The 13,758-nt window shown below is 71.6% G+C and carries 13 protein-coding genes; all 13 read left to right on the forward strand.

Features of this window, described 5'->3' with window-relative positions:
• Nucleotides 1-3: 3 nt before the first annotated feature.
• Nucleotides 4-351 (forward strand): DUF6167 family protein, encoded by a 348-nt coding sequence (locus O7595_RS28390; protein WP_269731427.1) that lies wholly within the window; start codon nt 4-6, stop codon nt 349-351.
• Nucleotides 351-3,035 carry an alanine--tRNA ligase gene (alaS, locus tag O7595_RS28395; RefSeq protein ID WP_269731428.1) on the forward strand — a complete coding sequence of 895 codons (2,685 nt, stop codon included), beginning with the start codon at nt 351-353 and terminating at the stop codon, nt 3,033-3,035. Before O7595_RS28390 ends, alaS begins: the two co-directional genes overlap by 1 nt.
• Nucleotides 3,035-3,499: a Holliday junction resolvase RuvX gene (gene ruvX, locus O7595_RS28400; protein WP_269731429.1), complete on the forward strand. Its 465-nt coding sequence runs from the start codon at nt 3,035-3,037 to the stop codon at nt 3,497-3,499. Before alaS ends, ruvX begins: the two co-directional genes overlap by 1 nt.
• A gap of 103 nt (nt 3,500-3,602) precedes the next feature.
• Nucleotides 3,603-5,378: an endolytic transglycosylase MltG gene (gene mltG / locus O7595_RS28405; protein ID WP_269731430.1), complete on the forward strand. Its 1,776-nt coding sequence runs from the start codon at nt 3,603-3,605 to the stop codon at nt 5,376-5,378.
• Nucleotides 5,356-6,198 (forward strand): shikimate dehydrogenase, encoded by an 843-nt coding sequence (locus O7595_RS28410; protein WP_269731431.1) that lies wholly within the window; start codon nt 5,356-5,358, stop codon nt 6,196-6,198. Before mltG ends, O7595_RS28410 begins: the two co-directional genes overlap by 23 nt.
• A 224-nt stretch (nt 6,199-6,422) precedes the next feature.
• Nucleotides 6,423-7,607: a chorismate synthase gene (aroC, locus tag O7595_RS28415; protein WP_269731432.1), complete on the forward strand. Its 1,185-nt coding sequence runs from the start codon at nt 6,423-6,425 to the stop codon at nt 7,605-7,607.
• A gap of 77 nt (nt 7,608-7,684) precedes the next feature.
• Nucleotides 7,685-8,167, forward strand: a complete 483-nt coding sequence (locus tag O7595_RS28420; protein WP_269732663.1) for a shikimate kinase — start codon at nt 7,685-7,687, stop codon at nt 8,165-8,167.
• A complete protein-coding gene (gene aroB / locus O7595_RS28425; protein WP_269731433.1) occupies nt 8,164-9,258 on the forward strand; it encodes a 3-dehydroquinate synthase in 1,095 nt (364 codons plus the stop codon). Before O7595_RS28420 ends, aroB begins: the two co-directional genes overlap by 4 nt.
• The gene (gene aroQ, locus O7595_RS28430; RefSeq protein WP_269731434.1) at nt 9,255-9,695 is read left to right on the forward strand and encodes a type II 3-dehydroquinate dehydratase; all 441 of its coding nucleotides are present in this window, start codon (nt 9,255-9,257) and stop codon (nt 9,693-9,695) included. The genes aroB and aroQ overlap by 4 nt, the downstream gene beginning before the upstream one ends.
• 132 nt (nt 9,696-9,827) lie before the next feature.
• Entirely contained in the window at nt 9,828-10,670 is an 843-nt protein-coding gene (locus O7595_RS28435; RefSeq protein ID WP_269731435.1) for a Pro-rich N-terminal domain-containing protein, read from the forward strand.
• Between the two features lie 615 nt (nt 10,671-11,285).
• Nucleotides 11,286-12,401, forward strand: a complete 1,116-nt coding sequence (locus O7595_RS28440) for an aminopeptidase P family protein (RefSeq protein WP_269731436.1) — start codon at nt 11,286-11,288, stop codon at nt 12,399-12,401.
• 71 nt (nt 12,402-12,472) lie between these two features.
• Nucleotides 12,473-13,039 carry an elongation factor P gene (gene efp / locus O7595_RS28445; RefSeq protein WP_018892597.1) on the forward strand — a complete coding sequence of 189 codons (567 nt, stop codon included), beginning with the start codon at nt 12,473-12,475 and terminating at the stop codon, nt 13,037-13,039.
• Nucleotides 13,040-13,041: 2 nt separating this feature from the next.
• Nucleotides 13,042-13,470, forward strand: a complete 429-nt coding sequence (nusB, locus tag O7595_RS28450; protein ID WP_269731437.1) for a transcription antitermination factor NusB — start codon at nt 13,042-13,044, stop codon at nt 13,468-13,470.
• Nucleotides 13,471-13,758: the final 288 nt, after the last annotated feature.

Consider the following 13,758-nt stretch of genomic DNA (forward strand, 5'->3'; position numbering starts at 1 on the left):
CCGATGTTCCGTCGTGCGTTCTGGTTCACCGCCGGCGCCGCAGCAGGCGTGTGGGCCACCACCAAGGTCAACCGCAAGCTCAGGCAGCTGACCCCCGAGAGCCTCGCCGCCCAGGCGGCGAACAAGGCGATCGAGACCGGGCACCGGCTCAAGGACTTCGCCCTCGACGTCCGGGCCGGGATGGCCCAGCGCGAGGCCGAGCTCGACGAGGCGCTGGGGATCGAGCGCCCCGTCGACCGGGGACTTCCCGCACAGCGCCGCCGGGCCGCCCTGGAAAACCACAAGCACGACAAGAAGCACTACGAGATGCTTGACGAGAAGCGCTCGTACAACCGGAATGAGGACCACTGATGGAGTCGGCTGAAATCCGCCGCCGCTGGCTGAGCTTCTTCGAGGAGCGCGGGCACACCGTCGTGCCTTCGGCGTCGCTCATCGCGGACGACCCGACTCTGCTGCTGGTCAACGCGGGCATGGTCCCCTTCAAGCCGTACTTCCTGGGCGAGACCAAGCCGCCCGCCCCGCGCGCCACCAGCGTGCAGAAGTGCGTGCGCACCCCCGACATCGAAGAGGTCGGCAAGACCACCCGCCACGGCACGTTCTTCCAGATGTGCGGCAACTTCTCCTTCGGCGACTACTTCAAGGAAGGGGCCATCAAGTACGCCTGGGAGCTGCTGACCTCACCTCAGGACAAGGGCGGCTACGGCCTCGAGCCCGAGAAGCTCTGGATCACGGTCTACCTCGACGACGACGAGGCCGAGCGCATCTGGCGGGAGGTCGTCGGCGTCCCCGCCGAGCGCATCCAGCGCCTGGGGAAGAAGGACAACTTCTGGTCCATGGGCGTCCCCGGACCGTGCGGTCCCTGCTCGGAGATCAACTACGACCGCGGCCCCGAGTTCGGCCCCGAGGGCGGCCCGGCCGTCAACGACGAGCGCTACGTGGAGATCTGGAACCTGGTCTTCATGCAGTACGAGCGCGGCGAGGGCTCCGGCAAGGAGGACTTCGAGATCGTCGGCGACCTGCCGAGCAAGAACATCGACACCGGTCTCGGCCTCGAACGTCTCGCCATGATCCTGCAGGGCGTGCAGAACATGTACGAGACGGACACCCTGCGCGTCGTCATCGACAAGGCCACGGAGCTCACCGGCGTCCGCTACGGCGACAGCCACGAGTCGGACGTCTCGCTCCGCGTGGTCGCCGACCACATCCGTACGTCGGTGATGCTCATCGGCGACGGCGTCACCCCCGGCAACGAGGGCCGTGGCTACGTCCTGCGCCGCATCATGCGCCGCGCCATCCGCAACATGCGGCTCCTCGGTGCCACCGGCCCCGTCGTCTCCGCGCTGGTCGACGTGGTCGTCAAGACCATGGGGCAGCAGTACCCGGAGCTGGAGACCGACCGCAAGCGGGTCGAGACCGTCGCGCTCGCCGAGGAGGCCCGCTTCCTCAAGACGCTGAACGCCGGCACGAACGTGCTGGACGGCGCCGTCACCGAGGCCCGCAACGCCGGCTCGACCGTCCTCTCCGGCGACAAGGCCTTCCTGCTCCACGACACCTGGGGCTTCCCGATCGACCTCACCCTCGAGATGGCCGCCGAACAAGGCCTGTCCGTGGACGAGGACGGCTTCCGCCGTCTGATGAAGGAGCAGCGGGAGCGCGCCAAGGCCGACGCCAAGGCCAAGAAGACCGGCCATGCCGATCTGTCCTCCTACCGCGAGGTCGCCGACACCTCCGGCTCGACCGAGTTCACCGGCTACACGCACACGGAGGGCGAGTCGACCGTCGTCGGCCTGCTCGTCGACGGCGTGCCCTCGCCGGCCGCCTCGGAGGGCGACGAGGTCGAGGTCGTCCTCGACCGCACCCCCTTCTACGCCGAGGGCGGCGGCCAGCTCGCCGACCAGGGCCGCATCAAGCTCGACACGGGCGCCGTCATCGAGGTCCGCGACGTGCAGCAGCCCGTCCCGGGCGTCTCCGTACACAAGGGCTCGGTGCAGGTCGGCGAGGTGACCGTGGGCGCCTCCGCCTACGCCGCCATCGACGTCAGGCGGCGCCGGGCCATCGCCCGCGCCCACAGCGCCACCCACCTCACCCACCAGGCGCTGCGCGACGCCCTCGGCCCGACGGCCGCGCAGGCCGGCTCCGAGAACTCGCCGGGGCGTTTCCGCTTCGACTTCGGTTCGCCGGCCGCCGTCCCCGGCGCGGTGCTGACCGACGTCGAACAGCGGATCAACGAGGTCCTGGCCCGTGAGCTCGATGTCCAGGCCGAGGTCATGAGCATCGACGAGGCCAAGAAGCAGGGCGCCATCGCCGAGTTCGGCGAGAAGTACGGCGAGCGGGTCCGCGTCGTCACCATCGGCGACTTCTCCAAGGAGCTGTGCGGTGGCACGCACGTGCACAACACCTCGCAGCTGGGTCTGGTGAAGCTGCTCGGCGAGTCGTCGATCGGTTCCGGCGTGCGCCGTATCGAAGCCCTCGTCGGTGTCGACGCCTACAACTTCCTCGCCAAGGAGCACACGGTCGTCGCCCAGCTCCAGGAGCTGGTCAAGGGCCGTCCGGAGGAGCTTCCGGAGAAGATCGCCACCATGCTCGGCAAGCTCAAGGACGCCGAGAAGGAGATCGAGAAGTTCCGCGCCGAGAAGGTCCTCCAGGCCGCCGCCGGTCTCGCCGAGAACGCCAAGGACGTCCGCGGCACGGCGCTGGTCACCGGTCAGGTCCCGGACGGTACGTCCGCCGACGACCTGCGCAAGCTGGTCCTGGACGTCCGCGGCCGGCTGCAGCAACTGTCGGGGGCCGGCGACCGTCCCGCCGTCGTGGCGTTGTTCACCACCGCCAACGGACGTCCGCTGACCGTCATCGCCACCAACGAGGCCGCCCGTGAGCGCGGGCTCAAGGCCGGCGAGCTGGTCCGCGCCGCCGCCAAGACCCTCGGCGGCGGCGGAGGCGGCAAGCCCGACGTCGCCCAGGGCGGTGGCCAGAACCCGGAGGCCGTCGGCGACGCCATCGACGCGGTCGAGCGCCTGGTCGCCGAGAGGGCCTGATGCGCAGGGGACGCCGTCTCTCGATCGATGTCGGGGACGCCCGGATCGGGGTCGCCTCGTGCGACCCCGACGGGGTCCTCGCCACCCCGGTGGAGACCGTGCCGGGACGGGACGTCCCGGCCGCCCACCGGCGGCTGAGGCAGCTGGTCGAGGAGTACGAGCCGATCGAGGTGGTCGTGGGGTTGCCGCGTTCGCTGAGCGGTGGCGAGGGCCCGGCGGCGGCCAAGGTCCGGACCTTCGCCCAGGAGCTCGCCCGCGGTGTCCATCCGGTTCCGGTGCGACTGGTCGACGAGAGGATGACCACAGTGACGGCCGGTCAGGGGCTGCGCGCTTCGGGCGTGAAGTCCAGAAAGGGCCGGTCTGTCATCGACCAGGCCGCGGCAGTTGTCATCCTTCAGAACGCTTTGGAGGCCGAACGGACCTCGGGGGGTCCCCCGGGCGAGGGCGTCGAAGTGGTCATCTGATCGCGATACGGTAACGTTCCGCGCGATGCGGCGGTGTTCGAACAACCGCCGCACAACGTAGAGGCGGAGCGTTCGGCGCTCGTCTCGCGGCTCTAGGGGATCGATGACTGAATATGGCCGGGGCCCCGGCTCCGAACCGTGGCACCCCGAGGATCCCTTGTACGGGGACCAGGGGTGGAGAGGACAGCAGGGCGGCGCCGGCCCCGCGTCCTACGGCGGCCAGCCGCAGCAGCAGTACCCGCAGCAGCCGCAGGACCAGGCCCGGCACGGGGACGCCCAGTACGAGACGGGCCATCGGCAGCAGTACGGACAACAGCAGTACGGACAACAGCAGTACGGGCAGCAGCAGTACGACACCGGGCAGTACGACACGGGACAGTACGGCACCGGGCAGTACGGCACGGATCAGTACGGTCGGCAGCAGTACGACACGGGTCAGTACACAACCGGCCAGTACGGCGGCCAGGACCACGCAGCCCAGCCGTACGACGGCACCTGGGACACCGGGCAGCAGCCCGTGATGCCGTACGACCCGAACGCCGGGGCCGCCCCCTACGGCGCCGGCGCCGATCACTACGCCACCCCCGAGGCCTACCCGCCCCCGCAGCCTCCCGGCCATCGCACCGCTCCGCCGTCCCAGGGTCGGCAGCCGACTGCGGACGACGACTGGGCGACGGATCGGCAGGAGGAGGACCATCCCTTCTTCACGGGGGACGACCGTCGCGGCGACGATGACGACGAGCCGGGCGCGATGCCCGGACGCGGCGGTGACGGCCGCGGCCCGGCCAAGAAAAAGAAGAAGGGCCGCAACGGCTTCGCCTGCCTCTTCGTGGCCCTGGTCCTGGTCGGCGGTGCCGGCGGTGCCAGCTACGTCGGATACCAGTTCTGGCAGGGGCAGTTCGGTGAGGCGCCCGACTTCGACGGCCCCGGCAGCGGAAGCGTGCAGGTCGAGATCGCCCTGGGCGCCAGCGGCACGGACATCGGCAACGCACTCAAGAAGGCCGGCGTCGTGAAGAGCGTCGACGCCTTCGTCTCCGCGCAGAACGACAACCCCCGCGGCACCAGGATCCAGGACGGCATCTACACCCTGAAGAAGGGGATGTCGGCCGAGGAAGCCGTCAAGGCGATGCTCGACCCGAACAACCGCAACGCCCTCAGCATCGCCGAGGGGGCGCGGAACGCCGCGATCTACGAGTTGATCGACAAACGACTCGAACTCGATCCCGGCACCACGAGGTCCGTCGCCCTGAAGGAGGCGAAGAACCTCGGACTCCCCGTGTGGGCCCAGAACCACGAGAACGTCAAGGACCCGCTGGAAGGGTTCCTCTACCCGGCCACGTATCCGGTCGCGCCGGGCTCCAAGCCGGAGACGATCCTCAAGGCCATGGTCGCCCGGGCCAACCAGGAGTACGGGAAGATCGACCTCGAGGCCAAGGCGAAGCAGTTCAAGCTGAAGAACGCCTGGGAACTGATCACCGTGGCCAGCCTGGTGCAGGCCGAGGGCAAGAACGAGGACGACTACAAGAAGATGGCCGAGGTCATCTACAACCGTCTGAAGCCCACCAACACCGAGACCAACCAACTGCTCCAGTTCGACTCGGCCTTCAACTACCTCAAGGGCCAGAGCAAGATCGACATCAGCGAGCGGGAGATCAACAGCAACCAGGACCCGTACAACACGTACACCCAGAAGGGGCTGCCGCCCGGGCCCATCGGCAACCCGGACCTGACGGCGCTGAACGCCTCGATCGCGCCGACCTCGGACGGCTGGTTGTACTTCGTGGCGACCGACGGCAAGCACAAGACCGAGTACGCCAGGACCCACGCGGACTTCGAGAAGCTCAAGGCCAAGTTCAATGACCAGCGCGACACGAACTGACAGGCGCAGGGCCGCGGTCGTGGGCTCCCCCATCGCCCACTCGCTCTCCCCGGTGCTCCACCGCGCCGCCTACGCGGCGCTCGGCATGACCGGCTGGTCGTACGACCGCTTCGAGGTGACCGAGGGAGACCTGGCGGGTTTCCTGCAGGGGCTGGACGCGAGCTGGGCCGGGCTGTCGCTGACCATGCCGCTGAAGCGGGCCGTCATCCCGCTGCTCGACGGGATCAGTGACACCGCCGCCGCAGTCGAGGCCGTCAACACGGTCGTCCTCACCGAGGACGGCCGGCGCACCGGCGACAACACCGACATCCCCGGCATGGTCGCCGCCCTGCGCGAGCGCGGCGTCGAGAAGGTTGACCACGCGGCCGTCCTGGGCGCCGGCGCGACCGCCTCCTCCGCGCTCGCCGCACTCGGCCGGATCTGCACGGGGCCGGTCACCGCCTATGTGCGCAGCAGGGCGCGGGCCGACGAGATGCGCGGCTGGGGCGAGCGGCTCGACGTCGAGGTGCACACCGCCGACTGGGCGGAGGCGGCACACGCCTTCGACTCTCCGCTGGTCGTCGCCACCACCCCCGCCGGGGCGACGGACACCCTGGTCCCGTACGTCCCGGAACGTCCCGGCACCCTCTTCGACGTGCTCTACGACCCGTGGCCGACGCCGCTCGCGGCGGCGTGGGCCGAGCGGGACGGCTCCGTCGTCGGCGGCCTCGACCTGCTGGTGCACCAGGCCGTCTTCCAGGTCGAGCAGATGACCGGGCGTTCGCCGGCACCGCTGGCGGCCATGCGGGCGGCCGGCGAGGAGGCCCTCGCCGAACGCTGATCACCGGGCCCTCCACGGCGCCGGATCAGCCAGGTCCCGTCCCGCCCGGCCGTCCGACTGCTGGACCACCGGCCTGGTCCGCGGCCCGGACGTGGGAGGATCGGGGTAGGCGGGCCCGGGCCGCGCCGCTCCCGGCCACCACAGGGCGGGGGTGTCTCCAACCGCTGGAGGAGTGCCCCGAGGCCGCGCTGTCGCAGTTCCAGGCGCGAGCATGAGGAGCACCGTTGAGCAGGTTGCGTTGGCTGACCGCGGGGGAGTCGCACGGACCCGCACTGGTGGCGACGCTGGAGGGTCTTCCCGCCGGTGTCCCGGTCACCACGGAGATGGTGGCGGACCATCTGGCACGGCGGCGCCTGGGCTATGGACGCGGTGCGCGGATGAAGTTCGAGCGGGACGAGGTCACCTTCCTCGGCGGGGTGCGCCACGGGCTCACTCTCGGCTCGCCGATCGCGGTCATGGTGGGCAACACCGAGTGGCCGAAGTGGGAGAAGGTCATGGCGGCCGACCCGGTCGATCCGGTCGAGCTCGCGGCGCTGGCCCGCAACGCGCCGCTGACCCGGCCCCGGCCCGGCCACGCCGACCTGGCCGGAATGCAGAAGTACGGGTTCGACGAGGCGCGGCCGATCCTGGAGCGGGCGAGTGCCCGGGAGACCGCGGCCCGTGTCGCCCTCGGCGCCGTGGCCCGTTCCTACCTCGAGGAGACCGCGGGCATCGAGATCGTGTCGCACGTGACCGAGCTGGCCGCGGCCAAGGCCCCGCACGGGGTCTACCCCACCCCGGCCGATGTGGCGAAGCTCGACGCCGATCCGGTGCGCTGCCTGGACGCCGACGCGTCGAAGGCGATGGTCGCGGAGATCGACCAGGCGCACAAGGACGGCGACACCCTGGGCGGGGTGGTCGAGGTGCTGGCCTACGGCGTTCCCGTCGGGCTGGGTTCGCACGTCCACTGGGACCGGCGGCTCGACGCCCGCCTCGCGGCCGCGCTGATGGGCATCCAGGCCATCAAGGGCGTCGAGGTCGGCGACGGTTTCGAGCTGGCGCGGGTGCCCGGCTCCCGGGCCCATGACGAGATCGTCTCCACCGAGGACGGCATCCGCCGCTCCTCCGGCCGTTCGGGTGGCACCGAGGGCGGTCTGAGCACCGGTGAGCTGCTGCGCGTCCGCGCGGCGATGAAGCCGATCGCGACCGTGCCGCGCGCGCTCAGGACCGTCGACGTCAGCACCGGCGAGACCGCCGCGGCGCACCACCAGCGTTCCGACGTGTGCGCGGTGCCGGCCGCGGGCATCGTCGCCGAGGCGATGGTGGCGCTGGTGCTCGCGGATGCCGTCGCGGAGAAGTTCGGCGGGGACAGCGTCGCCGAGACCCGCCGCAATGTGCGCTCGTACCTCGAGAACCTGGCCATCCGGTGAGCGACCCGCAGGACACCGGGACCCCGCGGCCGGACACCCCGGCACCCGGTGGACCCAGGGTCGTGCTGATCGGGCCGATGGGCGTCGGCAAGTCCACGGTCGGTGCCCTGCTGGCGCAGCGGCTCGGCACCCGCTACCGCGACACCGACGCCGACATCGTGGCGGCCGAGGGCCGGGAGATCTCGGACATCTTCATCGAGGACGGCGAGCCGCACTTCCGTGAGCTGGAGCGCGCGGCGGTCCGCGCCGCCGTCGCCGAGCACACGGGCGTGCTCGCCCTCGGCGGCGGCGCGATCCTCGACCAGGGCACCCGCGAGCTGCTTTCCGGGCTGCCCGTCGTCTACCTCTCCATGGACGTCGAGGAGGCGGTGCGCCGCGTGGGGCTGAACACCGCCCGCCCGCTGCTGGTCGTCAACCCGCGCCGCCAGTGGCGTGAGCTGATGGAGGCCCGCCGGCACCTCTACACCGAAGCCGCCCGGGTCGTCGTCGCCACCGACGACCGTACGCCCGAAGAGGTCGCCCAGGCGGTCCTCGACGCACTCGAATGGAAGGACGCATGACCGAGCAGGCAGTCACCCGCATCCAGGTCGCAGGCACCGCGGGCACCGACCCGTACGAAGTGCTCGTCGGCCGCCGGCTGCTGGGCGAGCTCCCGGGACTGATCGGTCCCAGGGCCAAGCGCGTCGCCGTCATCCACCCCGAGGCACTGGCCGAGACCGGTGACGCCGTCCGCCAGGACCTCGCCGACCAGGGGTACGAGGCCGTCGCCATCCAGGTGCCCAACGCCGAGGAGGCCAAGACGGTCGAGGTCGCAGCGTACTGCTGGAAGGCCCTCGGGCAGACCGGTTTCACCCGTACCGACGTCATCGTCGGCGTCGGCGGCGGCGCAACGACCGACCTCGCCGGGTTCGTGGCCGCGAGCTGGCTGCGCGGAGTGTGCTGGATCGCCGTACCGACGACGGTGCTCGCCATGGTGGACGCCGCCGTGGGAGGCAAGACCGGGATCAACACCGCCGAGGGCAAGAACCTCGTCGGAGCCTTCCACCCGCCCGCCGGGGTGATCTGCGACCTCGGTGCGCTGGACTCCCTGCCCGTCCACGACTACGTCAGCGGCCTGGCCGAGATCATCAAGGCCGGCTTCATCGCGGACCCGGTCATCCTCGACCTGGTCGAGGATGACCCGGAGAGCGCCCGCACCCCCGCCGGCCGGCACACCGCGGAACTGATCGAGCGCTCGATCCGGGTCAAGGCGGACGTCGTCTCCAGCGACCTCAAGGAGTCCGGCCTGCGGGAGATCCTCAACTACGGGCACACGCTGGCGCACGCCATCGAGAAGAACGAGCGATACAAGTGGCGGCACGGCGCCGCGGTGTCCGTCGGCATGGTCTTCGCCGCCGAGCTCGGCCGCCTCGCCGGAAGGCTCGACGACGCGACGGCCGACCGGCACCGGACCGTGCTGGAGTCGGTCGGCCTGCCACTGACCTATCGGGGCGACCAGTGGCCCAGGCTGCTGGAGACCATGAAGGTCGACAAGAAGTCCCGGGGCGACCTGCTGCGCTTCATCGTGCTCGACGGCCTCGCCAAGCCCACCGTGCTGGAGGGCCCGGACCCGGCCGTGCTGCTCGCCGCGTTCGGCGAGGTGTCCGGGTGAGCCGCCGGGTCCTCGTCCTGAACGGCCCGAACCTCGGGCGCCTCGGCTCCCGGGAGCCGGACGTGTACGGTTCCACCTCGTACGCGGGCCTGGTCGACGCGTGCCGGTCGCTGGGCAAGGAGCTCGGCTTCGACGTCGACGTCCGGGAGACCAACGACGAGGGCGAGATGATCCGCTGGTTGCACGAGGCCGCCGACGGCTCGATCCCCGTCGTCGTCAACCCCGGCGCGTTCACGCACTACTCGTACGGCATGCGTGACGCGGCCGCCCAGCGGACCGCCCCGCTGATCGAGGTGCACATCTCGAACCCGTACGCACGCGAGGAGTTCCGCCACACTTCGGTGATCGCGGCGGTCGCGTCCGGAACCGTCGCCGGCTTCGGGATCGGTTCGTACCGGCTCGCCCTGCGCGCGCTGGCCGAGGAACTCGACGGCTGAACCGCCCGCCCCGGGCACGTCGTGCCCTCCCCGGCCGTTCCCACAGGAGCGGCCGGGGAGGGTACCGTTCGGTGCGGACGGGCCAACTCCCGTCCGACCAGCGTGAAGTCGTACGAGACGGAGTGGCGCCGGATGCAGCACGCAGTGGGAGCTCCGCTGCCTCCCCACGGGCCGGGGCACGTCCCGGGACCCATACCCGGGCACGGCCCGGCGACCGGATGGGATCACCAGTCCCAGCACCCCGGCCCGCCGCCGCAGAGCCCTCCGCCTCCTCCCCAGGGGCCGCCCGCCCCCGGCTGGAGCGACCCGGCGCGGCAGGTTCCCGCGCCGCCCGCCCCGGACACCACGGGGCACGTCTCACTCCCGCCGGGCGGACCGGTTCCGGTCCCCGCACCGCCCGCCGAGAACGGCACCGGCACCGCCACGCTCGCGGTCCTGCTGATCGGCCCGGCGGGTGCGGGCAAGACGACCGTGGCCCGGCACTGGGCGCAGCGCCGCCGCGTCCCCACCGCGCACATCAGCCTCGACGACGTCCGCGAATGGGTCTGCTCCGGCTTCGCCGACCCCCAGACCGGCTGGAACGACCAGTCGGAGGCCCAGTACCGCCTGGCACGCCGGACCTGCGGCTTCGCCGCCCGCAACTTCCTGGCCAACGGCATCTCCTGCATCCTCGACGACGCCGTCTTCCCCGACCGCCCCGTCGTCGGACTCGGTGGCTGGAAGCGCCATGTCGGACCCGGACTGCTGCCCGTGGTGCTCCTGCCCGGCCTGGAGGTCGTCCTGGAGCGCAACGCCGAGCGCAGCGGCAACCGCCGTCTGTCGGACGAGGAGGTCGCCGGCATCCACGGCCGCATGGCCGGCTGGTACGGCTCCGGCCTCCCGATCATCGACAACTCCCAGTGCGACGTGGAGACGACGGCGCGCATCCTGGACGACGTGCTGGCCCGGGCGCTGAAGAGCCCACCGGCCTGGTAGGCGCGTTGCGCGGTGGGGCCGTGCGCCGTACGTGCCGCCGGGGTGCGCCTCTCGCGGCGGCGGGGACGTGTCGGCGCGCGGAAGCGCCGGCTCCGGGCGTACGAGCGTGACACTGAGTCGCTGGAGCCGCCGCGCTCAGCGGGAGCGGGAGAGCCGTCGAGCACACCGTCCGGATACGAGCCCCGGAGCGTGCCGGCAGCGCGGCGCCACGACCGGCACAGCGCCGCCCCGCCGCGCCATGGTCGCCTGACGCGCGCCGTCCTGCGCCGCATCGGCGCCCCGCCGCGCCATAGCTGCCCGCTCCGGCGCACCGCCGCGCATCTTGCGCCGCCCGTCCCGCCCCGCCGTGCCCGCCCCGGCGCACCGCCGTGCATCTTGCGCCGCCCGTTCCGCTCGCAGGGCCGCCCGCCCCGGCCCGCCGCGCCATAGCTGCCCGCCCCGCGCCACGCGCCGTACCGCCGTGCATCTTGCGCCGCCTGCCCCGCCCCGCCGTGCCGTAGCCGCCCGCCCCGCTCGCAGGGCCGCCCGCCCCGCAGGGGAGGCGCACCCGCCGGAGGGACCCCGCACGGACGCTCTCAACCAGCCGGATCCGCTCCGCGCTCTTAGGCTCGTCACATGTCCGAGGTGTTCGCTGTCCGCCGCAGCCGGCTGCGCGACCGGTGTGTCGCGACCGGGAGCGCCGCGGCGCTGATCTCCCGGCCTGCCAACGTCCGTTACCTCGCCGGCGGCGCTCCGCCCGGCGCCGTCCTGCTCCTGGGGCCCGCAGGGGAGTCCGCGGACGAACTGCTGTGCCCCACGGCGCCCACCGGCGACCCCGTCGACGGGCGTCTGGACGAGCGACTGCGGCTGACCGTCCTGCCGGTGCACGGACACGACCCCGCCGTCGCCGCGGCGGAAACCGCGGCCGGCTCCGGCGCCGACGGACTCGCCGTCGAGGAGAACCACCTCACCGTCGCCCGCCACCGCGCCCTCGGCACGGCCGCGCCGGGTCTGCGGCTGACCGATCTGGGCGGCGCCGTCGAACAGCAGCGGATGGTGAAGGACGAGGACGAGATCGCGTGTCTGCGGATCGCGGCCGAGATCACCGACCAGGCACTCGGCGAACTGCTGGAGTCCATCCTGGTCGGCCGCACCGAGCGCCATCTCGCCCTCGAGCTCGAACGCAGGCTCGTCGACCACGGTGCCGACGGCCCCGCCTTCCCCACCTCGGTCGCCACCGGGCCGAACGCCGGACGCCGCCGGCACCGGCCCTCGGACCGGCGCGTCGAGGAGGGTGATTTCCTCTCCGTCTGCCTCGGCGCCAACTACCGCGGCTACCGCTGCGAGATCGGCCGGACGTTCGTCATCGGCACCTCTCCCGCGGACTGGCAGATCGATCTGTACGACCTCGTCTTCGCCGCTCAGCGGGCCGGACGCGAGGCGCTCCTGCCCGGTGCCGGGTACCGGGACGTCGACCGCGCGGCCCGTCACCTCCTCGACTCGGCGGGCTACGGCGAGGGACTCGCGCCCCTCACCGGCCACGGTGTAGGACTGGAAATCGACGAGGACCCGCAGCTGGCACCTGCGGCCATGGGTAAACTGGACGCTTGTGTGCCGGTCACCGTCGAACCGGGGGTCCACCTCCCGGGCCGGGGCGGAGTCCGGATCGATGACACGCTCGTCGTGCGCCAGGAGGCGGACGGCGGACCCGAGCTACTCACCATCACGACCAAGGAGCTGCTCGCGCTGTAGCTCCGCTCGCAGCGCGCACCTTCGCTCCTCCCCGGTCGTCCACCAGCGTCAGTCCAGGAGATTCCGCAACCGTGGCCACCACGAACGACCTCAAGAACGGCATGGTGCTCAAGCTCGACAACGACCAGCTCTGGTCCGTCGTCGAGTTCCAGCACGTCAAGCCCGGCAAGGGCCCGGCCTTCGTGCGCACCAAGCTCAAGAACGTGCTCTCCGGCAAGATCGTCGACAAGACCTTCAACGCCGGCGTGAAGGTCGAGACGGCCACCGTCGACCGCCGCGACATGCAGTTCTCGTACATGGACGGCGAGTACTTCGTGTTCATGGACATGCAGACGTACGACCAGCTGCACGTCGCCCGCAACGCCGTCGGCGATGCCGCCAACTTCCTCATCGAGGGCTTCACCGCCACCGTGGCCACGCACGAGGGCGAGGTGCTCTACGTCGAGCTGCCGGCGGCCGTCGAGCTCGTCATCCAGGAGACCGAGCCGGGCGTCCAGGGCGACCGCTCCACGGGCGGTACCAAGCCCGCCACCCTGGAGACCGGCTACACCATCCAGGTCCCGCTCTTCATCACCACCGGTGAGAAGATCAAGGTCGACACCCGTTCCGGCGACTACCTCGGCCGGGTGAACAGCTAACCGTGGCTGCCCGCAACAAGGCCCGCAAGCGTGCTTTCCAGATCCTCTTCGAGGCCGACCAGCGCGGTGCCTCCGTGCAGGAGGTCCTCGCCGACTGGATCCGGCACTCGCGGTCCGACGACCGTCAGCCGCCGGTCAACGAGTACACGATGGAGCTGGTCGAGGGGTACGCGGAGCACGCGGACCGGATCGACGAGCTGATCGCCACGCACGCGGTCGGCTGGACGCTCGACCGGATGCCCGTCGTGGACCGCAACATCCTCCGGCTCGGCGCGTACGAGCTGGTCTGGGTGGACAACACCCCGGACGCCGTGGTGATCGACGAGGCGGTGCAGCTCGCCAAGGAGTTCTCCACGGACGAGTCGCCGTCCTTCGTGAACGGCCTGCTGGGGCGTTTCAAGGATCTGAAGCCGACCCTGCGCGACGCGTAGGCGCGGCTGGAGTCGGGCCCGAGCCGGACAGGTCCGCAGCACCGCGGTGCTGCGGACCTTCGGCGTTCCCGTGCATGGCGCGGCGGCCGTCCACGAAGGCGCTCGCATCCCGCGGGCCCCGGACGTCCCACGGGCCCCGGAGCGCGTCCCACGGGCCCGGAGCGGGGCCCCAGGCAGTCGCCGGCAGCGGTGTCGGCCCGAGAGGGCGCGGAGAAGCCTTCCCGGCGGCACGGGCATGGAACCGAAGACCGCCGGGCCGTGGGAGGCAGCCCCTCCCACGGCCCGGCG

The organism is Streptomyces sp. WMMC940 (genome assembly GCF_027460265.1).
Taxonomy (GTDB): domain Bacteria; phylum Actinomycetota; class Actinomycetes; order Streptomycetales; family Streptomycetaceae; genus Streptomyces.